The following is a 24579-nucleotide window of genomic DNA, read 5'->3' on the forward strand; positions in this document are numbered from 1 at the left end:
GTTTTCCTGACACCCGGAACTACGGAGCCACCCACTTTTTCGGATTGGTCCAATCTGCTGTGGCGGGGTGCTCCGTAGTACTTCATGACGGGCCCGAAAACTGCGCCCGCGACACCAACCCAATGAAGGAGACACCATGTCTATCAAGCGCACCATCGCCACCGCCAGCACCATCGCCATCGCCGCTGTCAGCCTCGTTGCTTGCAACGACTCCGCAGACAAGATGGACAACATGGACAAGATGGACGGCTCCATGACCCCGAGCTCCAGCGCGATGATGAGCGAGGACAAGATGATGGAAGAATCCAAGTAATCCATGACCCGGGTGTTAGATTTGGAACTTGTGGATCTGGATAGTCTGTTAGACGGCGTGCGCGCAGGTGATAAAGCCGCGTTCAGTGCGCTGTATGACGCCATCGCGCCACAAGTTCTTGGTCTAGCCACTCACATTCTGCGCGACCAGGCCCAAGCCGAAGAGGTCACCCAAGAGGTGTTCGTGGAGGTGTGGCAGAAAGCCCACACTTTCGATCCGGCTCGGGGCAGCGCAAAGTCGTGGGTACTCCGCCTGGCCAAGTCGCGGTCTATTGACAGGCTGCGGAGTTGGCGCAGTGCGCAGGCCCGCGATACGGAAGACTTCAACCTGCAGCTCACCACGTGGGTCGCTCCCGCTGAAGAGGAAGCCGAGCAGCGGCTAGAATCGCAGGAGCTGCAAGAACTCATTGATTCGATTGGGGAGCCCCACCGCAGCGCGCTCATGTTGGCGTACTTCGGGGAGTACACCCACCAAGAAATCGCCGATGCAACGGGTGTTGCGCTGGGCACCGCAAAGACGCGTGTGCGCGACGGCCTGCAGAAGTTGCGCAAGGCAGTGACAGTGAAAGGATGCCTGTGATGGATAAGGATTTTGAGGACCTGTTCAATTCCGCGGCCTCACCAGTCACGCCACCGCCAGAGCTCAAAGACGCGATCATGCAGCGTATCGACGCCACCGAGCAACCCACCGACCTCACCACCGCCCGGAACAATCGCCTGAGCCGCCGCCTCATGGCCGCCGCTGCTGCTGTCGTGCTGTTTGTTGGCGGTGGCATTGTGGTCACCCAGTTCAACGACAATGGCGCCACGGAATCCGTAACTGCCCAGGGCATCGAGGAGATGCATGCGGTCATGGGTGCTGAGGATGCGCGCCAGGGCCAGGCGGACGCCATGGGAGCAACGCTGGACATCGTGCTCAGCTCCGACATGGGCAAAGGCGGCGCCATGGTCAATGGCCAGCCCGCGCTTGCGGACGGCATGGGTGCCCAAGTCTGGGCCGTCATGGACGACGGCGCGATGGAATCCGCCGGCGTCATCGGCCAGGAACCCCACGACGACGTGTGGATGCCCCTGCCCGGCGGCACCGCCTCCGTCCTGGTCACCGAGGAAGTGGCCGCCGGCGCCGAGCAGCCCTCCGGCACGGTGCTGGCCAAGGTGCAGCTCTAGCCCCCGCCCGCCGCAGAACCCGAACCTTAGACCCCGAACTTCGCGTAAAAAGTGGTGACTTTCGGGGTCTAATGTTCGGGGTTTAGACGACTGTTAGCGCAGGGCGGGGAGCACGTACTCGATCAACTCGTCGATCTGCTCCTCCGCAGAGCGTTTCGACGACCTAAAGTTCACCATCACGTGATTGATCCCCACCTCGCGCTGGGTGTGCAGCAATTCGATGAGGGCATTGCGGCCCAGGCGGTAGCCGAAGGTGCCGCCGGAAGCAGGCGCGTCTGGGTCTTCGTGGAGGTCCAGCCAGAGTGACTCGGCAAACGGTTTGAACTGGTCCGGGCCAACAGCTGTCTGCCAATTGCGCACGTTCTGGCGCTGGATCTCCAGGCCCTTGTGGTACATCAGCCAGCCGTGGGTGTGCTCCGCGCGCCACTCCAGGGTCTGCTGGCAGGAGCCGGTGGCCAACAGAGGGACTTCGCGGGCGATGGGTTTGGGCACGACATCAGCGCCGCCCATTTTGCCGCCGGACCAGCGGATGGGGGTGGCGGTGGTGAGGGTGGCGCGTCGATAAGCAGCAATTCTTTCGCGGAACTCTTCGTCGCGGTTGCCTTTGTCCTGGCCGAAGGCGGGGAACTCCTCCGGGCGATCGCCGGTAGCCACCCCCATGAGGAAGCGGCCGCCGGAAAGCCGATCAAGCGTGGCGGCGCGCTTGGCCAGCAGCAACGGGTGCTGGAAGGGCACGACGATCGCAGCAGTGCCGAGCGCGATATCAGTGGTCTGCGCCGCGATGTAGCTCAAGTACATCCAAGGGTCGTAGACCTGGCCGACGTCACCGAACGTTTCGACGCGCAGCGGGATATCGCGGACCCAAATGGCGGCCACTCCCCCGGCCTCTGCCTTGCGGATGAGGCGCAGCTGGTTCTCCAGGCTGTCCTGGGGGTTGGCCTCCGCATCCTCCTCGATAGGCAAGGACAGGCCCACAGTGAGCTCACCTTGCTGGAAAGTGCGCTTGAAGCCGGGGAGGTCGGTGTATGGGAGGTCCGAAAGCTCAAACATACCCCCAGCTTAGAAGAACTGGGAGACCACCCCGAAGAGATCGCTCACGATCGCATCCGAGCTGTACTCGCCGAAGATCTCGCGGGCCATGTCGCGCTTCTCCTCCTCAGGCTTGGTCAGCTCCGACAGTTTGACGGAGGCGACGATGAGGTCGATCAGGTCTTTGATGATGTCCACGACACCGTCCGGCACACCGCCGAGAAGCTTGTCCAGATTCACTACTACCCCACTCCTTTTGTAAGCCAACATATCTGTGATGTTCAGAGATTACAGCGCCAGTGAAGGTTTGGGGCAGGAAACGGAAAACTTGCGCTAGAGCACCACCCAGCCAACGAGCGCAGCGCCGATCACCACTGCCCACGGCGGCACCTTCCAGGAGGTCAGCGCGGCGTAGCAAACCACAGCGATGCACAGCGTGGCCGCACCCGTGATGCCGGCAGTGAAGACCGGGGTGTACAGCGCCGCACCGAGAATACCCACGACGGCGGCGTTTGCCCCAGCCAAAGCGGCGCCAGCGCGAGGGGCTTGGCGGATGCGCTCCCAGAACGGCATCGCACCGAGGACGAGCAGGGCGGCGGGCAGGAAGATCGCAACGGTGGCAATGACGGCACCGAGCAGCCAATTCGTGCCCTCCATACTCGCGCCGAGGAAGGATGCAAACGTGAACAGCGGACCTGGCATGGCTTGTGCGGCGCCGTAGCCGGCCAGGAACGTGTCATGGTCCACCAGGCCCGGCCCGACGGTGACGGACTCAAGCAGCGGCAACACCACGTGACCACCGCCGAAGACGAGAGCCCCGGCGCGGTAGAACGTGTCAAAGATGCCCGCGCCGGTCGTACCGATGAGCCGCGCAACGACGGGCAGGGCGAAGAGCAGGACGAAGAATAGCGCGAGACACACAATGCCCAGCGTGCGCGAACCACTCTCCTGCGGTGTCTCTTCCGGCGTCTTCTCCGACCGCAAGAAGAGCAGGCCCGCCACGATGCCAAGCACGATGGCCCCAACTTGGATGAATGGGTGCGGGACCAGCAGCACCACAGTAAGCGCCGCCACGGCAATCGCCGCATGAATCTTGCCGGTAACCAGACTCTTGGTCATCCCGTACACCGCCTGCGCCACCACAGCCACGGCCGCGGCTTTGAGGCCAAGGAGCCAGCCGGCACCACTAATGTCACCCAGCTGCGCTACCCCCAATGCGAAGGCCACCATGAGCAACACCGAGGGCAGAGTGAAGCCCACCCACGCCAACAGCATGCCTAGGTACCCGGCGCGTTTCAGGCCAATCGCCATACCCACCTGGCTCGATGCCGGCCCGGGCAGGAACTGGCACAGGGCCACCAGGTCCGCGTAGTCCTTGTCGGTAAACCACTTTCGCTTATCCACGAACTCGTCGCGGAAATACCCCAAATGCGCCGTCGGACCGCCGAAGGATGTGCAGCCGAGACGGGTGAAAATGCGAAGGACTTCCCAGGGGGACGATGTAGCTGGTTCGGTGGCTTTCACGGGGTCAACATCTACCAGACCTATGCCCACCTGACCTGTTGATGAAGGGGTGGGACTAGCGTTAGTGCTATGACGTTGCCAAAGTTCGGTCCCGCTTGGGCCGGCGCTTTAATGGGAACCTCGATTGCGTCGAGTTTGACTGGGTTACATGGTTTTCATGTAGCCCAGGTCGTTTTTGCGCTCATCGCGGCGGGGCTCCTCGTTGTGTTCACGGTCGGCGTGCGCAATGAGCCGCCGCGGCACCAGAACATGGCGGCGTGGGGTATGTATTCGATGGGTCTGCTCGCGTGCGGCTCGGCGTGGACGGCACTCACGGGCAACGATGCGTTCCAGCTGATCAGCTGGTGGATCGGCGCGCCACTAGCCATCATCGTGTGCTTGTGGCAACTCTGGGGTTTGTGGAAGCAGTCCGCGCACTACACCGAGCCTGCGTTCCCCTGGGGCTTGGCGCTCGTGTCCCCGATGGTCGCCGCGACATCCGCCGGGCAGCTGGCCACCTATCACGGCGAGTTTTATCACTACGCGGGTGAGCTGTGCTTCTTCCTCACCTTCTTCACCGCGATCCCGCTCTTCCTCTACTGCTACTGGTCCCGCACGCGCCCGCGTGGCGCCGCCGCGGGTACAGCGTGGATTCCCCTCGGTGTTATTGGCCAGTCGACGGCAGCATCGACATTGCTTTTCGACGCCCACCTGTACGGCCTCATCATGTTCACCCTCGCCGTACCGTGTGTCCTCTACGCCATGTACTGCTTCTACGAGGCTGTCCTCCACTGGGCGCCCTACGGCCCTGGTTGGTGGGGCTCTACCTTCCCCGTGGGCACCCTGTGCTTGGGTGCTTGGGACGAAGGCTGGCACACACTTTCCTTGGCGCTCCTCGTGCTCTTGCTCCTCCACTGGGGTGTCTGCGCGGTGCGCTTTGGCTCCTGGGAACTAAGCCAATCTGGTGCTAGATGAACTAGCTATCCGCGCTTCTCCGATGCCGTCGTCGTGGTGGTCCACGACTCGGCATAGCGGCCGCCCTTCGCCAGCAATTCATCGTGCGTGCCCCGTTCTACGACCGTCCCGTCCTCCGAAAGCACGACGATGAGGTCGGCATCGCGGATGGTGTGCAGGCGATGGGCGACGACGATCACAGTGTGATCGCCGCGCAACGCCTCAATCGTGCCTACGATCGCCCGCTCAGTGGCCGCATCCAGCGAGGACGTCGGCTCGTCGAGAAGCACCACCGGGGAATCCTTCAGAAGCGCCCGGGCGATGGCGAGGCGCTGCTGCTCACCTCCCGACAGCAGCGTCCCCTCCTCCCCCACCGGGGTATCCCACCCGGAAGGCAGCAGCTCCACGATGCGGTCCACCCCGGAACGCCGGGCAGCCTCGCGCAAGCGGTCCCCGTCACCGGGCCTGGAACCGAATCCGGGGTCGGCGAAGACCACGTTGTCCCGCACGGACGCGTCGAAAAGAAACGTCTCCTGGAACACCGGGGTCACCAGCGCGTTCACGCCGTCGGTGCCGATCCGAGGCAAGGGCACCCCGCCGATGAGGATCTCCCCCGAGTCCGGATCATGAAAACGCGACAGCAGCCGCATGACCGTCGTTTTGCCCGCCCCCGACGGTCCCACTACGGCAACCAGCGCTCCCTGAGGTGCACGGAAGCTGACGTCGTCGAGAACCTTCTTATCTCCGTACCCGAAGCTCACGCCGCGGAACTCCACGTCATGCCCGTCGGGCAGCTCCGGTGCGGCAGGTTCAGGAAGGGCGGGGATTGCCCGCAGGTCACGCAACGCAGCCAACGTGTTGCGGCCCGCACCGAAACCGCCGGACAACGCTCCCGCCGTGGTGATCGGTCCGGTGAACTGGACGAGCACGATGAGCATCGGCGCCAAATGCGTCGGCGCCATCCCGCCCGTCGCGGCGACTGCCACGGCGACGATCACCGCCGCCGTGAACACCGCATGGACGACCGAACCCAACCGTCCGATGGCCGCCCCCTGCGTCGACGTCGCCTTCGCGAACGCATCGTGTTGGGCCTGGATAGCCTCATCTACCATCGCGTCCGCCGCCGAACCGTCGCCCGCGGCGCGAATCGCCTGCTGGCCGCGGGTGAACTCGATCAGCCTGCCGGAGACGGCAGCGACGGCCTCAGCATGTGCTTCGTCCGACTCCCCGCCGACCCGGCCAATGGCCCGGTAGGCGAAGAAGAGCACCGGCGCCGACGCGACAAGAACCAAACCGACGCGCCAATCCACCGCCAGAATTCCGAAGGCGATGACGGTCGGCGTAACCACCGCGGCGATGACGGGCCGCAGGATCACGTGCGGCACGGACGCCGCGAACGCGATACCCGACGACGCCATCTCCGAAAAGCGGCCAGCCGTGGACTTGGTGACGTACCCGAGTGGCAACGTCAGCACGCGTTCGCCCAGGGAACGCAGCAGGGACGAAAGCACCGCTGCGGAATTCGCCCTGCCAACTGTCCCCGCGGCAAGGGACAGCACCGCATGGGCGGCCGCGAGGCCGGCGATGACGCCGGTGAAACGCCACGCCGTCGCATCATCTCCCTCGGCCAGAGCCGACAACAGCGGCAGCAGCGCGACGAACGCCGCTCCCTGGGTCAGCGCGGCAAGCGTGGCCAACGCAATGAGCCACACCAGCGTCATTCTCGAGCGCCGATCCGTCATCGACCACAAGTCTCGAATCATCGGTTCCCCGCCTTTTCATCGTCTGATTCAGTACCCCGCGGGGCGGATGGTTCGTCGTCGAGCGTGAACGCGCGCCACAAATCCCGGTAGCGGCCACCGCGCGCAAGCAACTCGTCGTGGGTACCCGCCTCCGCGACCGCTCCCCCATCGAGAACGAGGATGCGGTCGGCGTTGCGGATCGTGCTCAACCTGTGCGCGATCACAATCACCGTCCGCGAACGGGCCAAACGCTCGATTGCGGACTGGATGAGGGCCTCGGAAGCCGGATCCGCGTAAGCGGTTGCCTCGTCGAAGATGAGCACCGGCGCGTCCGTGACGATCGACCTCGCGATGGCTACGCGCTGCGCCTCACCACCGGAAAAGGTCACATCGACGTTGACCACCGAATCCAGGCGCTTCGGCAGCGCCGCGATGACCGCATCGAGGTTCGCGAGCTTCGCGGCCGCCATGATTTCGTCGTCGGTGGCGTCTCTCCTGGCCAGCCGGATGTTCTCCCGCAACGGCAGCGTGAACAACTGCGGATCTTGGAACACCACCGACACCGAGCGGTGCACGTCGCGCACGGCGATGTCGCGAAGATCGACGCCGCCCAGCAGCACCGAGCCTTCAACGGGGTCATGGAAACGCGCCAACAGCCGGGCGACGGTGGACTTTCCGGAACCGGAGGACCCCACCAGCGCAGTGAGGGTCCCTGGTTCGAACGTCGCGGACATCCCGTCGAGGACCCGCGGCCCATCGCCGTAGGAGAAGACCAGGTTCCGGACCTCGAGCGCGCCTCCGCGCGCGGGCACCGGATCGGCGGGCTCGGCGATCGGCGGCGTGCTCAGCACCTCCGCGATGGACTTCAGGGCAGCGATCCCCGCGATGATGGGTTCGGAGTTCATGGCCACCCGCACGATCGCCGCGGAGAGTCCAAGGCTGAGAACCAGCCCGGCGACGAGACCCTCCGGTATGCCGCCCGCGGCGTCCCTCAGAGCGAGGCCGGCCCCGCACACCACTGCAAGGACTGTGGTCGGGGACGTCACCACTTCGATGAGCCCGAGATAAATGTTCGACTGCCGGGACCAGGCGGACCACGCGCGGACGAACGACAATGCCGCGGCATCGTAGCGCCCCGCGCCCTGGTTGGCGCGTCCGAAGGACTTCATCACCGGGATACCGCGCACCAGCTCGATGACCGCGGCCGTCACTCCTTCGGAGGCTCGCTCGTAGTCGCGCTGAAGAGCGGCTCCGCGCGAAATCATCACGCCCATCAGGGCGAAGGTGACCAGCACCGGGACGACCGCCACCACCGCGATCCGCCAATCCACCACGACGAGCGCGATGAGGGAAAGCAGGGGAACCAGCACCGCCACCACGGTCTCACCGACGGTGTGGCCCATGAGCTGGTGGACAGCCGCGACGTCCTTCTCAACCGACTCGATGATTCCCGACGAGCGCCGGGCGTCCAGCCAGCCCAGCGGCAACTTCCGGATTTGGGCGACCAGCCGGCGCCGGAGGTGGAGCTGCAGGTCGTTATCCGCCCGGTGCGAGAGCATGCCGGCGGCGCCGTCCGCGGCCATGCGCACCGTTGCGGCGACGACGATGACAGCCACGGCCAACCACGTCCGATGCTCCGGGGCCTCCGGGTACGTCATCGCAATGTCGATGATGCCGACCAGCGAAGCGACGGTAGCCACCGACGACAGGACGGATAACGCGACCACCGCACGCATCCGGGTCCGAATCGGGGCGAGCAGCGACCACGGGCCTACGGTCCCGTCCACGGCGCTCACTTGCCCGCCTCCCCGATCGCGCTTTTCTTCGTGAGAGTGCGGAAGTACACCATGCCGACGTGTGAGGCTCCGCCCAGCTTCAGCCCGTTGGCTTCGGCGAGGTCCTCGACCTCGCTGCCCGGGAACACCCGGTGGCCCATCTTCGCAACGACGGCCATGTCCACATGCTCGTTCACGTCGGGATCCTCGGCGAACGTCTGCACGTAAGCGATGCCTCCATCGGCGAGCAGCCCGGCGACCCTGCCGAGCGGCGCGAGGACGTCGGCGACGTGGAATTCCGTCCGGCCCCGAGCCCTTCGACGGCGGCGTCCATCGGTTCACGCGCATAGCGGCTGAGGAACCTCGGCTGGACCTTGTCCTCGTAGGCCGCGAGGAGTCTGAGGTTGTTCTGGACGATCTGGGCAATCGACTTCATCTGGTTCTGTCTCCGGGTGTGTGGGCCGCGTCCACGCGACGGTTTCGGGTTAGGTGATCGGGTTCGCGGGCCGTCGTCGGCGGTGCCGCCCCCTCTCGGCCGACTCGTCGACTCATTGGTCGCTGTGGTGGGTTCATCAGTCACAAGCGGCACTGTGTTGCCCTCTCAGAAGATAATAGCCATTATTACGTTAGGTTAGCCTAACCTCGCATGCGACTCAAGTCCCGTCTCGTGCGTTTGATAGACATTGCTGAAACCGAGATCGCGCAAAACCAGCACACCATTGAGTGACGCGTGGACGAAGACTCAGGATGGGCGCAAGAATCCGCAGGCGTTTTTAACAATCTTCTCGGTGAATCAGCCTGTAAATCCGGGGAATCCCCGTGCTCAGGGGACGATCACTACCCCGCTGGAGTGGGAGCAGAAGGCTTCTCCGGATAAGCGCTCTGGTAATGGCCCGAAACCGAAGGTGCGGGCGTGTCCCAAAATGGCACGGCTATGGATCCGGCGCTCGGTCAAGGGGTTCCAGCGCCCTTTCACCGCCATCGACCATAAAGAAGCCAGCTAGGGAGAGAAACACCGTGACCGCGATGAAGGCCCAGGATTCGCGCCATCCGAAGGCTTTGTATTGCCTTGTCTCTGGGCCTGTCTCTGGGCCTGTCTCCGGGCTTTCCGTCACACTGCTCATCCTCTTGCAACAGCACATCCCCCTCGCTCATGATCAGAAACAGCCTATAGTTGACGTGTCACAAACTTTTCACGCGATAAGGGAGGATACGATGACTGCAGGCACACAGAAGGATTGGGCAGGCGACGCCCAGAACGCCTCAAAGGACGGCGAGTTCAAGCGGGATACGAACTACATCAATGACCGCATTGTTGCGTCGATAAGCAATGAGGCTCTGCACTGGCCTGTGCAACCGCACCGCTACCGTCTCATCGCCGCACGTGCCTGCCCGTGGGCACATCGCGCTGTGATCGTGCGGCGCCTGATGGGGCTGGAAGATGTGATCTCACTCGGCCTGGCGGGCCCGACCCATGACAAGCGTTCCTGGACTTTCGACCTGGATCCGGGCGGCGTCGACCCCGTGCTACAGATCCCCCGCCTGCAGGACGCGTACTTCGCACGCTTCCCGGATTACCCACGCGGCATTACCGTGCCGGCCATCGTGGAGGAAACAACCGGCAAGGTGGTCACGAACGATTACAACTCCATCGTCCGCGACTTCCAAACCGAGTGGACCTCCTACCAGCGCCCAGGCGCCCCGAGCCTTCTGCCACCGGAAGATCAGCGCGAGGAGATGGAGAAGATCAACGACTTCCTCTTCCGCAAGTTCAACAACGGCGTGTACCGCGCCGGGTTCTCCGCCTCCCAGGGCGCCTACGAAGAAGCCTATGTCGACGTCTTTGAGGTCCTCGACTGGCTCGAAGACCGCCTAGCCAACCACCGCTTCATCATGGGTGAACACATCACGGAGACCGACATCCGCGCCTACACCACCCTCATCCGTTTCGACGCTGTCTACCACGGCCACTTCAAAACCAACCGCAACAAGATCACCGAAATGCCCAACGTCTACGGCTACCTCCGCGAGCTGTTCCACACCCCCGGCTTCGGCGACACCACCGACTTCACGGAGATCAAACAGCACTACTACATCGTCCACCGCGAAGTGAACCCCACCCAGATCGTCCCCGCCGGACCCGACCTTTCCGGCCTCGCCCAACCCCACGACCGCGACCACCTCCCGGGCTCCCCCTTCGCCACCGGCACCACTCTGCCCGGCCCACTGCCCGAGTCCGAACGGCTGAAGAACCCCACGGATTTCCAGCGGGAGCTCTTCGTGTTCAGAAGACTGAAATGGTAGCGGTGTGGTGAGTATCTGGTAGCGCCTGAGTGAGTATCCGGTAGCGGCGTCTCACTCAGGCCTTGTTGGTGGTTATGTGTTGGTGGTCAGGCGCATGTTTGGTCCTTCGAGTGTGATGATCTCGGCGCCGGAGACGAGTCGGTTGAGGATTGACTCGGAGATCACGGCATCGGGGATGGACTTGTACCATTCCAGTGGGGTGAATTGTGAGGTCACTATCGTTGAGACTTTGCCTTCTCGCCCGGCGAGGATGTTGAGAAGTTGGTGCGCGGTCGCGGCATTCACAGGTGTGGTCAGGAAGTCATCGAGGACCAGGACGTCGACGTCGTGGAGGTGTTGGATGAATTTCAGCCGTATGGGGTCATTGGGTTGCAGGACTGCCAGTTCGGCGGCGAGCATGTCGGTGCGGTAGAACCGTGCGGAGTAGTCGTTGCGGCATGCTGCTGTGATTAGTGCTTGGGCGAGGTAGGTTTTGCCGACTGAGGATTTGCCCAGGATGACAATGTTTTGGCCCAGGTGGCACCATTGTCCGTGAGCGAGTCTGCTGACTTGCTCGGGGTTGATGTTGCGGTCAGGCGTGCAGACTACATTTTCAAGGCAAGCATCAAGGTTTGGCGATCGGGATGCTTTCAGCAGTTTGTTGATGCGTCGTTCACGCCTGGCTGCGACTTCTTTGTCGAGTGCGTAGAGCACCTTTTGGGAAAACGTCCATGCGTCGAATGCGGGATCGTTGGCGATGTCGATGACGCTTCTGCCGAAGGCAGTCATCCGCAGCGCGGTGAAGTCGGCTAGGACGGATTCGTCAAGGAAGCGATCTGTTGGCGGGGTTGGTGATGACATGGGCTTTAGTGTCCTTTCTTAGCGAGGTTGTCCATGCTGAATTGGTCTGCACCGCCGAGAAACGCGCCGGTGGTATCCCTGTCGGAGACTGCAAGGGCGGTGGATGGGTTGGTTGTGGTGCTGCGCGGGGGCTGGTCTAACCCGCGGGGCCGGGTGGCGTGTTCTTTGCGTATGGCGGCCATCATGTTTTTGACTGCGGTATATGACACCGCCCGTCGGCTGCCGTTGTCGGCGGTCAGGCGCTGGCATGCCTCTTCCAGGATTGGTACGCCTGGGCCGGGATTGCTTTCGCCGCGATGAGTTCTTCGATGACCTTGCGTGTTGCCGGGCCGATTTTTTGGGCTTCGCGATAGAAGTAGTCGCTTGTCCACAGTCCACGGGTGGAGTCCATTCCAGATGGAATGTGCTCATAGTCAGTGACATAGGCCCCACGCTTATGCGAAACCTGGTGGGTTGCTACGGTTGTCCCCTGGTCAAAGACGGTCAAGACTTGCCCGGTGATGCGCACATCGACAGTGCGGCCAACAAGCTGGTGCGGGACGGAGTAGCGCACCGTTGCAACCGTGATATGGAAATCCGGGGCTACTTTCGCACGCTTCCACTCGGTGTGCTGCCACGGGGTTTCCGGCAGATCGGCAAGCAGATGCTGTTCGTGTGCTTCAAAGAGATCCCTGCGGCTTGACTGCTGACTGCGAAATGGCACGGAGGTGTTGATCGCGTCGACCAAGCCCACAATCTTTCCGTTGAGCTCGTCTACGTCAACACACTGGTGGCCCTCAAGAGCGTGGATGATCTTGTGCGTGACGATCTTTACCGCAGCTTCCACATTCGCTTTATCCTTCGGCCGACGCGCGCGTGTGGGAAGTGCCGCTGTGTTGTAGTGCTCCAAGAACTGCTGGTAGGTGTCGTTGACCTTCCGATTCCTATCGGCAGTGCTGATCGCGTTCGATGCCGTCGACGCGTTATCGGGGACAACAACCTGGCAGACCCCACCGAAGTAGTCAAACGCTTGACGATGCGCATCAAGCCAGGACTGTTGCCGCTGGTCAACACACGCACAGGCAAACAGCATCCCTGAATACGGCAGCGAAGCGACGAAAATGCTGACTTTCGCACCCGGTGTGCCCGCAGGGTCGTACAGGCGCATCTTGGTCCCTGCCCAATCCACCTGCATCGTATGCCCTGGTGCATGGGTGATCCGGGCGGTAAGCCCGGCTGCATCGACATGGGAGGCAACCAGCTGGCGAAACCGGTCGTAGCTGTAATGACGCTGACCCGGCTGGGCTGGGGTGGTGGTGTAGCGAGCCCACAATACTTGCAGTGTGTGCTTCGTACGCCCTGTGCGTGCTTTGACGACCGCGTCAAAGTCAATCGGGACGAACTCGCCTTGCCCGCTGGTGCGTTTATCAACGAATATCTCGTCCAGCTCGTCATTCGTCAGCGCCGCGACCTGCTGGGCAGTAGTCAGGCCAAGGCTTCGCAGCGCTTGGTTCGCCCGGGAAATCGCGCGATGCGAGCACCCGAGCTGGTCTTCAATCTGGCGGTAAGAACGCTTCTTAATCAGCAGCGTCATCACCGCACGGTAATCCGTCATCAGCGGACTCCTTCCAGTACGCGCCGCACCCGAGTGGTGCGGCTACCGGAAGTATCATCCCGAGCGCCCTGAGCTGCTACCAGAAACTCACTGAAGCGCTACCAGATAGTCACGACACTGCTACCAAATAGCCGGTCGCAACAAGGGTATTAATCCCCAAGCCCTCCATCACCGGGCTAACCGCCTGGAAGGAGGCGAGATTTCATGGCGAAAGACGGAACACTGCGCGGCGGACGCAGAGCAGGCTCAGGTGCGAAGCCCACACCTGCGTTTGAGAAGATCACCGAAGGCAAAGACGCACGCGTCCTCCACATCGCGTCGCTCGACCCACCAGATCTGGAAGCGGGCGGGGATCTTGAAGGTAGCGTAATGCCAGAACCTTCGGCTTATTTGGCGGCTGTGCAGCGTGATGGTAACCCTTTGGGTGCTGACGTAATCTACCGCGATACCTGGAACTGGCTCAAGGAGCGCGGCTGCGAAAAACTCGTAGCTCCACGGTTGATTGAGGCTTATGCGCAGAATTTTTCTCGGTTCATTCAATACGAAGAAGCAATCTCCGATTTTGGCCTGTTGGGTAAGCATCCGACCACGGGGGCGGCTATCGCGTCCCCATTCGTGGCCATGTCTCAGTCGTTTAGCAAGCAGGCGAATACGCTCTGGTACGAGATTTTCGATGTGGTCAAAGCCAACTCGCTGGTGGACTACTCGGGGCCGACTCCTGCGGATAACGTGATGGAACGGCTACTTCAGGCACGCTCATAGTTATTGGCGTAGTGCGGGTGCGGTGTGGGCGTAGATGACGACCACTGCAATCAAGGCGATACAGACGGCGAAGGGTGCCAGCGGGTTCCACCCGTAAAGGGCGGTCGAAGCCAGCGGGGCAATCGCGTACGCCAACCCATTATTAGCGTTAATGATGCCAGCCACTGCGCCTTGCTCATCTGCACTCATCTTCAAGGTTGGGCCAGTGTTGTACCCGGGCATCGCCAGTCCCATACCTACCCCCAGCACGATACACCCGACAACCAGTAAAGCGTGCGAGGAGGTAGGCCAAATGAGCACAGTTGCAACTAGTGTAATGGTCAGACCAGTACGTAAAAGCTTCGCTGCTCCCCACCCTGTCTTTGGAGCAATCACCGCTTGGGCAATGATCATGGTCACGCCCATGATGGTCAGGTAAATCGCGGAAATACCTGCGGTCGCAGTTGCCGACAGGGCGAAGCGGTCTTGAACAGTGAATCCAAAAATCGTAGCAACAGAAGAAAACACAAGAAACATCACCAGACCAGTTGCTAGCCAGGGAGCTACACGCGGATCAGTGAAGCGAATCCGTTGAGGCTTTGCAAAAAGTTGCCCTTGGCTTTGAGGTGCGAAACTCACCAAGAGAACAACCAGACCAATCACCATCACAACGGGCATGACCACCAAGGGCAAGAGCAGGCCACCAGCAGCGGCTAACACACCTCCAGTAACACCTCCAACAATGGAGGCGATCCCTTGAGCCGCTCCAATCATGCCCAGTGCTTTTACCCGCCCGTTCTCGCTGGCAGCATGCGTGACCAGGTGGGCTTGCGCGGTCGGGGCGATCGCTGAAATCCCTCCGCCATAGAGCAAACCACGAGTGATCACAACACCAAAAACTAGTCCGACACCGCCAACTACCTGGTTCATCCCCAGGTAGGAGACAATACCGAAGGCGCTCAAAGCGATGATCGCGATCACAAGCCCGGCAGCGAGTACACGTTTAGCGCCGACACGTTGGGAAGCTCGCCCCCAATAAGCACTCAAGCTCGCTAGTACAATCGCTGCCAAAGAGATAGTGGCGCCAATATGCCATTCCCGCAATCCCATCTGTCGTGACAGTGGCGCGATGATCGGATTGAGAATCATTTGCCCCATAAAGGCGAGAAAAACGATTCCCACTACCAGGTTCGCTTGCGCTCCTGGATCAATAGAACTCTGTGTCGGCTTATTACTACGAGGGTCAGGCATCACTACACTCCATTACTAGAACACTGTTTCACTTAGGAATATTGTAGAATGGTGTTCTAGTAAGGGTCAAAGAATAAGTTAAGGGTCACCTTATGAACACTGTGCTAACGGGGCGAAGGGCTGGGCTATCACGCGAGCTGATTGTCAAACAAGCTGTACAGTTAAGCGCGATCAGTGGCGTTGAGGGATGGTCAGTACGGGACATTGCCCGTGAACTGGGCGTGGTTCCCTCAGTGATTTATCATTATTTTCCAAACAAGGAAGCCATTTGTGATGCTGTTGTAGACCGGGTATGTGTCGGGATTGAAGTTCCCGACCCGGACCTTGAATGGAAAGCCTGGTTTCGAGCTATGGCTCACAATCTACGCCCCGCATTGTTAGCATATCCAGGGATTACCGACAGGTTCGCGCGGGGCAAGTTCACTGAACAGTTTTTGCCGATGATCGATGGAGCCTGGGCCAAACTACAAGAAGCTGGGTTTGGTGACAATTCGCCTGTGGCCTACACAATTATCGCGAACTCGATCATCCACACGATCGGAGCGAGAAACCTGCGCGCATCCAATCAAATCCAACCTCACCACAACCTGCACGAAATGCTTGTCAGGCTTGAGCCTATGATGGCTCAATCTGTTGGACTGACCAGTATTGTCAACTCTTACCTGGAGCCTCTCTCACACCTTGATGAAGAAGAAGCGATGTCCGAGGAATACTACGACCTCGTCATCGATGTGATCCTAGACGGCATCGAACACACCCTGCTGCCTTAACTCTGACCCACTTCTCAATCATCGTCTTAGTGAGCGCCCGCACAGCTGGCGCTCACTTTTTTATTCCCACCCCATATCAATTTATGAAAGCGAGTTGTATATGTCGTTGAAAACCGCTGAAAGCGTGCGCGCCGGGCACCCGGACAAGCTGTGCGACTACATCGCCGACTGCATTTTGGATCGTGCCCTCTACGAAGACCCTGCCGCCAGAGTGGCTGTCGAAGTGATGGCAACCAAAGCACGCATCTATGTCGCTGGCGAGATCACCTGCAAGGCAAAGCTTGAGATTCCGATGCTGGTACGCGCAGCGCTTGAGCATGTGGGTTATGATCCGCGCCGGTTCCGCATCCGCGCCAAAATTCACTGCCAATCGAGCGATATTGCTGGCGGGGTCGATAAATCTTTAGAAGCACGCCACGGTGATACGAGTTCTCACGTAATGGTTGGTGCTGGCGATCAAGGCACCGTCTACGGCTACGCCACAGCCGAGAGCGAAGAACGACTCCCGTTGCCACTGGTTTATGCTCACCGGATCTGCAAGCGTCTCGATCAAGCATTCACAGACGGCAAGATTCCAGAGCTCGGCCCGGACGGGAAAGCCCAGGTCACTGTTGAGTATGACGGCGAAACCCCTAAACGTATCGCCACGATTGTGGTCTCGGTCCAGCACAAGCCAGGCATTAACGTGGAGGATTTCAACCAGCGTCTGATTTCGCTGGTTATCTCGGCGGCGTGTCGCGAGATCGAAATCGACGAACACACCGAAATCCTGATCAACCCTTCAGGGCGTTTCGTCGAGGGTGGCCCTGCCGCAGACACTGGGCTGACTGGCCGAAAGCTCATGGTCGATACCTACGGCGGGCTTGCACCCCATGGTGGCGGGGCGTTCTCGGGTAAAGACCACTCCAAGGTCGACCGCTCTGGTGCATACATGGCCCGGCTGATCGCCAAGTCTGTGGTGGATGCAGGCCTAGCTGAGCAATGCCACGTCACCATCTCCTACGCGATAGGTAAAGCAGACTCTGTCGCGTTCGCCGTAGATACGCCCGGCACTGGCGCTTATGCCGAAGCATTGATTGAGCAGGCTTGCCGCGACGTATTCCCCTTGCGTCCGGCAGGAATTATCGAAGCATTGAAGCTCGGCACACATACGCGCTTTTCGGATTATTCAGCGTATGGGCATTTCGGTGACCTTACCGCTCAGTGGGAGCGTACCTGGGACTGGGCGACACAGTTGCGTCGGATCGTGAAAGGAGATACGTGGTGAGGGTCGACTTCGTTTGTGAAACCTGTGGAGTTTCAGGGCACCGCAGTTATCAACAGGGGCGAGTTCCTCAGCACTTCTTTCGCTCAGTTCCCTGCCAAAACGAGTGGCAAAAGACTCGATAGAATCTTCAAATGAAAAATCGAGACTCTAAATTTCGGGCGAAAGTCAGTGCTGGTCTTAAGAGAAGGAAAGAACGGCTAGGCGATAACTACCATTCGCCTGAAACAAAAGCACGAATCGGTACAACGACACGTGAGCATTGGGCTAGTTACGACGAGTGCAAAAGATCCAAGCTAATCGCAACGCTTCGTTCGAATGCCCAGAAGAAGCGAACATTCAAGCCCTACGACTACGAGTGGCAGTTATTGAGCAAGCGTCTTCGTGAGGATATGTCATGCGCACGATGCGGATCTCGCGAAAGCCTAACCGTGCACCACATTATTCCTGTTAAACAAGGCGGCACAGCTCAACTGCGCAACCTTGCAGTTTTGTGCCGCTCGTGCCACCCAAAGGTGGAAAAGCAGACATATTGAAGCGTCCTGGGTTCCGTTCCGCTTACTAAACGCCCAGCGACTGAGCGTCTGATTGTTGATAGTAGGCGTCCTCCATTTCTTGTGGAGTGATATATCCCAGGGATTCGTGGAGCCGCTGGTTGTTCCACCAGTACACCCATCGAAGGGTCGCGATTTCGACCTCCCCAACCGACGTCCACGGCCGGTGGGGATAAATCAACTCCGTTTTGTACAGACCGTTGACCGTTTCAGCCAACGCGTTGTCGTAGGAGTCACCGACAGTGCCAACGGACGGATCGATCCCAGCTTCAGCGAGTGCCTCACCGTAGCGGATGGACACATACTGCGAGCCACGATCACTATGGTGGACAAGACCCTCAGCGCGAAGATCACCGGCGTGATACAGCGCGTGCTCAAACGCCTCCAAAGGCAGTTCATCGGTGCGCATACTCGCCCGGGTCGCGACACCGACAATCTTGCGGGAATACACATCGGTGATGAACGCGGTATAAGCAAACCCAGACAGGGTGCGCACGTAGGTGATGTCAGCGACCCACAACCGGTGCGGTGCGCACGCAGTGAAGTCACGATTGACCAGATCAGGGCGACAATCCGGCACGTCGGCTCGAAGTGTTGTAGTCGGTGTGCGGCCTCTTCTTCGGCCTTGGATGCCGGCGAGTTTCATCAACCGGGCGGTCTGATCACGACCGATGTCCCAGCCAGCGCGCTGCATGGCCTTCCACATCTTGCGCACCCCGTAAACGCTGAAGTTGTCCTCGTAGACCTTCACGAGTTCGGGAATAAGCAGCGCATCCGTAAGACTCCTGGCTGACGGGGCTCGTGTCTTCGCTGCCCGATAACCACGAGAAGTGATAAACCCACACTCTGTCTGCCTCAAGGTGCGACAGATGGCCTCGACCCCGAAGCGATCGCGATACGTATCGATGTATTCGATCATCTTCTGGTGGGACGGTCGAGTTCCGCTGCGAAAAAAGCCGACGCGGTCTTTAAAATCTCGTTCGCCCTGCGCAGCTCTTTATTCTCTCGCCGCAGACGCTTCAGCTCATCGTCTGCTAACTCGCCGGAGCTGCCCTCGACGCCGTGTGACGGCCCTGAAGGCTTCAACCAATTATTAAGCGTGTGCGCGGAGACGCCGACCTTGTCACCGATCTCAACCGCCGCACCCCACTTCGAGCACCCTTCAAGCTCAACAAGTTCCTCAGCCAGACGCACCGCCTTGGCCTTGAACTCATCACTGTACTTCCTTGGCATGATCCCAATCTTTCTCTAGAAACGATCGGAACCAAACTCAGGACGCTTCACTTTCTGACGTCGCTCGATAACACTCGGAGTCCACACCGGTTCTCCAAGTACCTGCGTGGTGAGTGCGAGCACCGCCACGCCTTTCCCCGACTTGAAGTACCTCTCCTTCTTAACATCGAAGTCATAATTGCAAGCACTGGAGTTTTTCCGGCGATTGAGCAGCAGTAGGTTCCCAAGACGATGTGTCCATACTTTTGCTTCGCAGAAAATGACGGGCTCGATGGTGCTGGTTTTGGACAGGTCATCGGAATAGACCGTGCCGCGCAGTGCGTGGGCTTTGCCCTCGACCCGGTGTGCGGGTAGGACGTTTTTTCGTGCTGCCAGCCAAGCTGGTTGCCCGTTAGACGCAACTCCACGGCTTTTGGCACGGCGGGATCGGTGAAGTCCCACGATAGGGATGCTGATTCTCCGCCGATCTCAAGATCGGCCCTCACATTGGTTTTAGCGACGAAGCTGGGGTCACATGACGTTTTCGTGACGGTCGCTGCCTGCCCGTCGATTATCACCTCGCTTTGAGTCTTGGCGAATAGAGCATCGAGTGGCTCGAGCTGAGCTTTGCGCTCAGGGCTCGGTGCGTACTGGCCGTTGGCTACCGACTGATACGGGTCGTCGCGATGATGGCTCTCGTCAGACGTGCAGTCGATCTCCGCTTGGATTTCCATAGCCTTGAGTTCGGCCGCACCGTCGCCGCTGATTTCACGCACGGAGGCCTCGATCCGCCAGCGGTCTGCGTCAACACTCACGAGCGGGTCACGTCCAAAGTAGTCGCCTCCCCAGGAGTGCAGGGTGTTGCCGGCTTGCCATATCACATCCTTGACGGCGCCATCGGCAACCTTGACGGTGAGCAACGACTGCGGCTGGTCCGGTGTTTCGAATGACACCGTTGATTCCCCGTCGATCGTGGCGCACGCGGCAGATGTCAGGGGCTTATCCGTGCTGTCAACACTGAGCTTTGCGCTGATGGAAGGAGCTGAGGTGGTCGGGGGGTGATCTCGTGGCAGGCGAGGCCTAACTCTCAGGTGCGGTCTCGTCGCCACAACCGGCGAGCGTAGCTGCAAAAACCAGAGCCATTGCTGCACAGCGTTTCTTGATGCCATCCTTTCAACCCGGCGGTGAGCTGGGTCACGTAGGCTATGGCGTTGAATCTACCGTAGGGCTTGGCGGGAGCACTAGCGCACGCGCCAAGCGCTGGCGGCCTGCTGCTGGCGCCAGTATGCGGCGAAGCGGCCATCAAGGGCGAGCAGGTCCTCGATGCTGCCGTCCTCGATGACGCGGCCGGCATCGAAGAAGATGACGCGGTCGGCCTGGCGGATGGAGGACAGGCGGTGCGCGACGATGATGCGGGTGCGGGGCGTGGTCTCCGAGCTCAGGGCAGCGGCGACGGCGCGTTCGTTTTCGGTATCGAGCGCGCTGGTGGCCTCATCGACTAGCAGCACGGGGGCGCAGCTGAGCAGGGCGCGGGCGATCGAGACGCGCTGGCGCTGCCCGCCCGATAGCAGCGTGCCACCGTCGCCGACCATTGTGGCCATGCCGTCGGTGAGTTGCGCGGCAACGGCATCCACGCGCGCGAGTGCGGTGGCGCGCTCGATCTGCTCGCCGGTGGCGTGGGGATTACCGATGGAGATGTTGTCCAGCAGTGTGCCGTCAAACAGGTACGGGTCTTGGAAGATGACGGCGATGAGGGCGCGGCGGGCGGCGGGAGTGAGCTCGGCGAGGTCCGTGCCCTGGATACGGATGCTTCCGGAGGTGGGCTGGTGGAGCCCGGCCAGCAGGAACAGCAGGGTGGATTTGCCCGAGCCAGAAGGCCCGACGATCGCGGTTGTGGTGCCCGGCTGGAAGGTGAGGTTCAGGCCGTCAAGCACGGGGCGCTCGCGCGTGGCGTCATAACCGAAGGTGACGTCGGCGACCTCGATCTGGGGAGCGGTTGAGAAGGTTGGTGTCGCGGTTCCGGGGTGCTCGCGCGGTGCGGCAAGCACGGTGTGGATGGTGCGCAGTGCGTTCGTGGTCAGTTGCAAGCCGGCGGTGATATCGGCCACGAGCGCCAGGGGCTCCAAGAAACGGACGATGACGACGATGAGCGCGATCGCGGCGGCGGGGGAAACCTCGCCGGTGACGGCGCGGCTGACCGCGAGGGCGCTGAGCGCAATGAGGGCGAGCTGGGTCAGCAGAGTGAAAACCAGCTGTTCGGGCGCGCGGTAGGCGAGCAGTCGACTCATCGCATGAGTGCGCGCGGCAAGTGCCTGGCCGACATGGCTGCTCTCGGTATCGACGCGGCGGGCGGAGCGCAACGCCTGCTGGGTGCGGGCGAACTCCAGGAGGCGCTCGGACAGCTGGGCGTGGGCGCGATCCGCGGCGGCGTCGGCGCTGCGCGCCAGGCGCATCGAGAGGACGAGGGCGCCAAGCAGCAGCGGCAGGAACGCCAGCGCTGCAGCGCCGAGCGTCGGAGAAAACCACAGCAGGCCGATGCCGATCGCGGCCGGAAGAATAAGGGCGTTCAGCAGCGGCGTCACCAGGTAGGCGATCAACCCGACGAGTTCGGGACCGGTGGCAGCGACCGCCTGACGCGTGGTGGCCAGGTTATCGCCGGTCAGCCACTGCAATCGGATGGTGGTGATGCGCTCGGCGACGGTGTGCTGAGCGTGATCCAGCAGCACGAAGCCAACAGCGTAGGCGTGGCGGGCCGCGGCGCTATCGCACCCCCAGCCAAGCGCCGTAGCGATCGCGATCATGGCCAGAGGGCGCCAGGCATCACCCGGCTGCGAGCTGAACAGGGCCGAGATGAGCGGAATGAGGGCGAGCGCCGCTGCGGCGCGTAGCGCGATACTTAGCGCCGTGAGCGCCAGGTAGGGGGTGATATGGCGGCGCTGGGCCGGTGGCAGCAGGTTAATGAGCGTGCGGATCATGAGGTGGCCTTCGTCTCGGCGGCTGCCCAGAGTTCGGCGTAGCGACCGCCGCGTGCGAGCAGTTCCTCGTGCCGACCCTGCTCGATGATCTGGCCGCCATCGAGCACAACGATGGTATCGACGCCAGTGATGGTGTGCAGGCGGTGAGCGATGAGCAGCACGGTGCGTCCGGCGGTCAGGCGGCTGACCGCCTGCTGGACGAGGTATTCGGATTCGGGGTCGGAAAATGCCGTCGCCTCGTCCAGCACGAGGATTGGACAGTCGGCCAGCAGCGCACGGGCGATGGTGATGCGCTGGCGTTCACCGCCGGATAGGGCGATGTCAGCGCCCAGGATCGTGTCATAGCCGTCCGGTAGGGCGAGGATGCGCTCGTGAATGTGAGCGGCGCGGGCAGCCTGCTCCACCTCGTGCCGACTGGCATCCGGGCGAGCGAGCGCGATGTTCTCGTGGGCGCTGGCGCGCACCAGTTGCGGATTCTGGAAGACGAAGCCAACCCGCGAATACAGCTGTGATGCCTCGAGCGTACGAAGATCGTGGCCGCCGATGCGGATTGCGCCGTCGGTCACGTCGTAGAACCGGGCAAGCAGGCTCGCCAGGGTGGATTTACCCGCACCGGACGGGCCCACGAGCGCAGTGATGGTACCGGGCGCCAGGCGCAGCGAGACGCCCGACAGCACGGGGGTAGACGCGTCGTAGCCAAAGCTCACATCATCGAACTCGACGAGACCAGCGGGCCTCGGCGCGCTCGCCGCATGCTCGACCTCAGGCAGCGTGGACAGCTGCTCCTGGTCGAGCATGACCTGGATCCGGCGTGCCGCGAGCATACCGTCGCGCAGCGCCTGCAGACCGTAGCCGACGCCCAGTAGCCGCGCACCGAACGTCGTGCCAAGAAAGAGGAAGGGCAGCAGCGAGATCGGATCCATCATGCCCGCGGTGATGAGCGCGGTGCCCACCACGCAGCTGAGGAACAGGAACGTCGCGGGGCGCGTGACCAGATCGATGAAGGTTTTGCGGCCGCTGAGCGGCTGCTGCCAGGATCGCAGGAAATCGAGGTAGTCTCGCAGGCTCCGGGTGAAGGGCGCGGCGGCTGCACCCCCGAAGACGCGCACGACGGCTTGCCCCTGCAGGTAGGCGTCAGCAGCGCTGGCCATCTGCTGGCGCCACTGCGGCGCCTGCACTACGCGCGGGCCCGACTGCGTCATCATGATGTACATGCCGATCAGGTAGGCGAGCACCGGCAGCAGCAGGGTGAGCGCCACCCGCCAGTCGATCACGAACAGGTAGCCCAAGACGGCCACAGGCGCGACGATGGCGCCGACCGCATCGGGCACCGCATGCGTGATGAGGTAGTGCATCGCCAGCGGATCATCGTGCACCAGCTGCTTGATGTGCGCCGCGCTGCGGGTATCGAAAAACCCGAGGGGCACGCGTCCGAGCGTCATCAGCAGTCGGGTGCGCAGGTCCTGACTGACGCGCGCATCGACGATGTGCAGCCAGGTCATCAGCCCGGTCGTGAGTAGCGCGCCCGCGATAAGGACCAGGCCGGCCCACCAGCCCAGGCGGATGAGCGCGTCGGTGCCGGCGCCGACGAGCAGCAGCCGGGCGAGTTCGACGAGCAGGACGTAGGGGGCCAGCTGCGCGAGTGTGGCCAGCGCTTGCACGATCGCCGCCAGGATGAAGGTTGTGCGCAGCGGGGCGAGCAGGCGCCGACCGGCCTCAGCCCGCCACGTCCCGCTGATAGGCGCAGCCTCGCCGGCCGCAGGTACCTGCGCGGCGGCAGCCTCGGGCAGATCCTTGGGGCGTTTTTTGCCGAATGCCCGCCCATAACACCAGTAGGCGCGGGCTTGGATTTCGGACTTCGGGAAGCCAAAATCGTTCATCAGGCGGCGACGCACATATTTCAAGCTGTCGGACTCACACGCCACCCACGCGCTCCAGTTCGACCAGTCCCGCGCAGCCAGTCCCGTCGCCAGGCTCGCCTCATCGACGCGCGGCACCCAATGCACTCGCGCGCGCGGATGCGTGCGGATTTCCAGCATGTGGTCATCGAGCGTGTGCTCTTCCAGGTACAGTTCGACCGGCAGCTCGGATGGAAGCACCTCGAGGATTGAATTGATGGCGGGCAGCGACGCGGCATCACCAATGACGAGGTATCCGTCGGGTAGTTCCTCGGGCAGGACGAAACCCGTCGAGCCGAGCGTAGTGACCGCGATGGTATCGCCCGGCTGTGCCTGGCTTGCCCAGCTGGAGGCCGGCCCGGCAGGTTCGTGCAGCACCACGTCGATCGCGAACTCACCGGTATCCGGGTCGGCCTCGACGATGGTGTAGCCGCGCTGATGTTCCTGGTCGCTGCCGTCCGGATCGGGGAACCAGAACCGCAGCCAGGCCGTGGGCGCGAGAACGACCTCGGCAAGCAGACTTGCACTCACCAGGTGGATTCGCACGAAATGCGGGGCGAGGTAGGTCACGGCCGTGACTGTTGCGCTGTGGTCGCGCGCTCCAAATCCGCGCGTCAGCACGCCCTCAAAACCCCGTTTCGCCATGTGCATTCCCTCCTGCGCCGCGCCACAAATTAAGGTGACCCTAACCTAA

23 protein-coding genes are annotated in these 24579 nt (G+C 61.7%); 10 read left to right on the forward strand and 13 right to left on the reverse strand.

Annotation, left to right across the window (positions count from 1 at the left end; all coding sequences use genetic code 11):
• Positions 1–136 precede the first annotated feature (136 nt).
• From QP968_RS08920 to QP968_RS08930, 3 genes are read left to right on the forward strand one after another with little or no spacing between them, the layout of a single operon-like run.
• Positions 137–313 carry a hypothetical protein gene (locus QP968_RS08920; protein ID WP_284856055.1) on the forward strand — a complete coding sequence of 59 codons (177 nt, stop codon included), beginning with the start codon at positions 137–139 and terminating at the stop codon, positions 311–313.
• 30 nt (positions 314–343) lie between these two features.
• Positions 344–892, forward strand: a complete 549-nt coding sequence (locus tag QP968_RS08925; RefSeq protein ID WP_502870933.1) for a sigma-70 family RNA polymerase sigma factor — start codon at positions 344–346, stop codon at positions 890–892.
• Positions 892–1479 carry an anti-sigma factor gene (locus tag QP968_RS08930; protein ID WP_284856057.1) on the forward strand — a complete coding sequence of 196 codons (588 nt, stop codon included), beginning with the start codon at positions 892–894 and terminating at the stop codon, positions 1477–1479. The genes QP968_RS08925 and QP968_RS08930 overlap by 1 nt, the downstream gene beginning before the upstream one ends.
• A 93-nt stretch (positions 1480–1572) precedes the next feature.
• Here the strand turns inward: QP968_RS08930 and QP968_RS08935 are convergent, their stop codons facing one another.
• The 3 genes from QP968_RS08935 to chrA form a co-directional block, all read right to left on the reverse strand.
• On the reverse strand, positions 1573–2529 hold the full coding sequence (locus QP968_RS08935) for an LLM class oxidoreductase (RefSeq protein WP_284856058.1): 957 nt from the start codon (positions 2527–2529) through the stop codon (positions 1573–1575).
• A 9-nt stretch (positions 2530–2538) separates the two neighbouring features.
• A complete protein-coding gene (locus QP968_RS08940; protein WP_284856059.1) occupies positions 2539–2748 on the reverse strand; it encodes a hypothetical protein in 210 nt (69 codons plus the stop codon).
• A gap of 93 nt (positions 2749–2841) precedes the next feature.
• Positions 2842–4032, reverse strand: coding sequence for a chromate efflux transporter (chrA, locus tag QP968_RS08945; protein WP_284856061.1), 1191 nt, complete (start codon positions 4030–4032; stop codon positions 2842–2844).
• Between the two features lie 69 nt (positions 4033–4101).
• Here chrA and QP968_RS08950 point away from each other — a divergent pair, with 69 nt between their 5' ends.
• A complete protein-coding gene (locus tag QP968_RS08950) occupies positions 4102–4986 on the forward strand; it encodes an SLAC1 family transporter (RefSeq protein WP_284856062.1) in 885 nt (294 codons plus the stop codon).
• A 5-nt stretch (positions 4987–4991) separates the two neighbouring features.
• On the opposite strand, the gene QP968_RS08955 is transcribed toward QP968_RS08950, so the two are convergent.
• The 3 genes from QP968_RS08955 to QP968_RS08965 are packed head-to-tail and all read right to left on the reverse strand — an operon-like array spanning position 4992 to position 8679.
• Complete coding sequence (locus tag QP968_RS08955) at positions 4992–6707, reverse strand: ABC transporter ATP-binding protein (RefSeq protein ID WP_284856064.1); 1716 nt, start codon at positions 6705–6707, stop codon at positions 4992–4994.
• Between the two features lie 17 nt (positions 6708–6724).
• Positions 6725–8503, reverse strand: coding sequence for an ABC transporter ATP-binding protein (locus QP968_RS08960; RefSeq protein ID WP_284856065.1), 1779 nt, complete (start codon positions 8501–8503; stop codon positions 6725–6727).
• Positions 8500–8679 carry a hypothetical protein gene (locus tag QP968_RS08965; RefSeq protein WP_284856066.1) on the reverse strand — a complete coding sequence of 60 codons (180 nt, stop codon included), beginning with the start codon at positions 8677–8679 and terminating at the stop codon, positions 8500–8502. The genes QP968_RS08960 and QP968_RS08965 overlap by 4 nt, the downstream gene beginning before the upstream one ends.
• A 591-nt stretch (positions 8680–9270) precedes the next feature.
• Between QP968_RS08965 and QP968_RS08970 the strand changes: the two genes are divergently transcribed.
• Positions 9271–9486, forward strand: a complete 216-nt coding sequence (locus QP968_RS08970; protein WP_284856067.1) for a hypothetical protein — start codon at positions 9271–9273, stop codon at positions 9484–9486.
• A 211-nt stretch (positions 9487–9697) separates the two neighbouring features.
• A complete protein-coding gene (locus tag QP968_RS08975; RefSeq protein ID WP_284856068.1) occupies positions 9698–10786 on the forward strand; it encodes a glutathione S-transferase C-terminal domain-containing protein in 1089 nt (362 codons plus the stop codon).
• 72 nt (positions 10787–10858) lie between these two features.
• Here QP968_RS08975 and QP968_RS08980 read toward each other — a convergent pair whose 3' ends face one another.
• Positions 10859–11626, reverse strand: a complete 768-nt coding sequence (locus tag QP968_RS08980) for an ATP-binding protein (protein WP_284856069.1) — start codon at positions 11624–11626, stop codon at positions 10859–10861.
• A 235-nt stretch (positions 11627–11861) separates the two neighbouring features.
• Entirely contained in the window at positions 11862–13220 is a 1359-nt protein-coding gene (gene istA, locus QP968_RS08985) for an IS21 family transposase (RefSeq protein ID WP_284856071.1), read from the reverse strand.
• A 204-nt stretch (positions 13221–13424) separates the two neighbouring features.
• Here istA and QP968_RS08990 point away from each other — a divergent pair, with 204 nt between their 5' ends.
• Positions 13425–13982 carry a terminase gene (locus tag QP968_RS08990; protein WP_284856072.1) on the forward strand — a complete coding sequence of 186 codons (558 nt, stop codon included), beginning with the start codon at positions 13425–13427 and terminating at the stop codon, positions 13980–13982.
• Here the strand turns inward: QP968_RS08990 and QP968_RS08995 are convergent, their stop codons facing one another.
• The gene (locus QP968_RS08995; RefSeq protein WP_101630685.1) at positions 13983–15212 is read right to left on the reverse strand and encodes an MFS transporter; all 1230 of its coding nucleotides are present in this window, start codon (positions 15210–15212) and stop codon (positions 13983–13985) included. It lies immediately after the preceding gene.
• Positions 15213–15304: 92 nt separating this feature from the next.
• Here QP968_RS08995 and QP968_RS09000 point away from each other — a divergent pair, with 92 nt between their 5' ends.
• The 3 genes from QP968_RS09000 to QP968_RS11290 all read left to right on the forward strand — a co-directional run bounded on the left by QP968_RS09000 (position 15305) and on the right by QP968_RS11290 (position 17782).
• Positions 15305–15982, forward strand: coding sequence for a TetR/AcrR family transcriptional regulator (locus QP968_RS09000; protein ID WP_042406082.1), 678 nt, complete (start codon positions 15305–15307; stop codon positions 15980–15982).
• Positions 15983–16082: 100 nt separating this feature from the next.
• Complete coding sequence (metK, locus tag QP968_RS09005) at positions 16083–17249, forward strand: methionine adenosyltransferase (protein WP_284856073.1); 1167 nt, start codon at positions 16083–16085, stop codon at positions 17247–17249.
• A 389-nt stretch (positions 17250–17638) separates the two neighbouring features.
• Complete coding sequence (locus QP968_RS11290) at positions 17639–17782, forward strand: HNH endonuclease (protein ID WP_350309336.1); 144 nt, start codon at positions 17639–17641, stop codon at positions 17780–17782.
• A 25-nt stretch (positions 17783–17807) separates the two neighbouring features.
• Here the strand turns inward: QP968_RS11290 and QP968_RS09010 are convergent.
• From QP968_RS09010 to QP968_RS09025, 4 genes are all read right to left on the reverse strand, one after another.
• A protein-coding gene (locus QP968_RS09010; protein WP_284856074.1) for an IS3 family transposase occupies positions 17808–19033 on the reverse strand; the annotation gives its coding sequence in 2 pieces (ribosomal slippage) (positions 17808–18757 and positions 18757–19033; 1227 coding nt in all).
• 15 nt (positions 19034–19048) lie between these two features.
• Positions 19049–19474, reverse strand: coding sequence for a GmrSD restriction endonuclease domain-containing protein (locus QP968_RS09015; RefSeq protein WP_284856075.1), 426 nt, complete (start codon positions 19472–19474; stop codon positions 19049–19051).
• Positions 19475–20253: 779 nt separating this feature from the next.
• The gene (locus QP968_RS09020; RefSeq protein WP_284856076.1) at positions 20254–21987 is read right to left on the reverse strand and encodes an ABC transporter ATP-binding protein; all 1734 of its coding nucleotides are present in this window, start codon (positions 21985–21987) and stop codon (positions 20254–20256) included.
• Complete coding sequence (locus QP968_RS09025) at positions 21984–24530, reverse strand: ABC transporter ATP-binding protein/permease (protein WP_284856077.1); 2547 nt, start codon at positions 24528–24530, stop codon at positions 21984–21986. Before QP968_RS09025 ends, QP968_RS09020 begins: the two co-directional genes overlap by 4 nt.
• Positions 24531–24579 lie beyond the last annotated feature (49 nt).

This window comes from Corynebacterium sp. MSK041 (genome assembly GCF_030232265.1).
Taxonomy (GTDB): domain Bacteria; phylum Actinomycetota; class Actinomycetes; order Mycobacteriales; family Mycobacteriaceae; genus Corynebacterium.

Coding starts and splice junctions, on each gene's coding strand:
- QP968_RS08920 (WP_284856055.1), top strand. CDS start 137: ATGTCTATCAAGCGCACCATCGCCACCGCCAGCACCATCGCCATCGCC.
- QP968_RS08930 (WP_284856057.1), top strand. CDS start 892: ATGGATAAGGATTTTGAGGACCTGTTCAATTCCGCGGCCTCACCAGTC.
- QP968_RS08935 (WP_284856058.1), bottom strand. CDS start 2,529: ATGTTTGAGCTTTCGGACCTCCCATACACCGACCTCCCCGGCTTCAAG.
- QP968_RS08950 (WP_284856062.1), top strand. CDS start 4,102: ATGACGTTGCCAAAGTTCGGTCCCGCTTGGGCCGGCGCTTTAATGGGA.
- QP968_RS08955 (WP_284856064.1), bottom strand. CDS start 6,707: ATGACGGATCGGCGCTCGAGAATGACGCTGGTGTGGCTCATTGCGTTG.
- QP968_RS08975 (WP_284856068.1), top strand. CDS start 9,698: ATGACTGCAGGCACACAGAAGGATTGGGCAGGCGACGCCCAGAACGCC.
- QP968_RS08980 (WP_284856069.1), bottom strand. CDS start 11,626: ATGTCATCACCAACCCCGCCAACAGATCGCTTCCTTGACGAATCCGTC.
- istA (WP_284856071.1), bottom strand. CDS start 13,220: ATGACGGATTACCGTGCGGTGATGACGCTGCTGATTAAGAAGCGTTCT.
- QP968_RS08990 (WP_284856072.1), top strand. CDS start 13,425: ATGGCGAAAGACGGAACACTGCGCGGCGGACGCAGAGCAGGCTCAGGT.
- QP968_RS08995 (WP_101630685.1), bottom strand. CDS start 15,212: ATGCCTGACCCTCGTAGTAATAAGCCGACACAGAGTTCTATTGATCCA.
- QP968_RS09000 (WP_042406082.1), top strand. CDS start 15,305: ATGAACACTGTGCTAACGGGGCGAAGGGCTGGGCTATCACGCGAGCTG.
- metK (WP_284856073.1), top strand. CDS start 16,083: ATGTCGTTGAAAACCGCTGAAAGCGTGCGCGCCGGGCACCCGGACAAG.
- QP968_RS11290 (WP_350309336.1), top strand. CDS start 17,639: ATGTCATGCGCACGATGCGGATCTCGCGAAAGCCTAACCGTGCACCAC.
- QP968_RS09020 (WP_284856076.1), bottom strand. CDS start 21,987: ATGATCCGCACGCTCATTAACCTGCTGCCACCGGCCCAGCGCCGCCAT.
- QP968_RS09025 (WP_284856077.1), bottom strand. CDS start 24,530: ATGGCGAAACGGGGTTTTGAGGGCGTGCTGACGCGCGGATTTGGAGCG.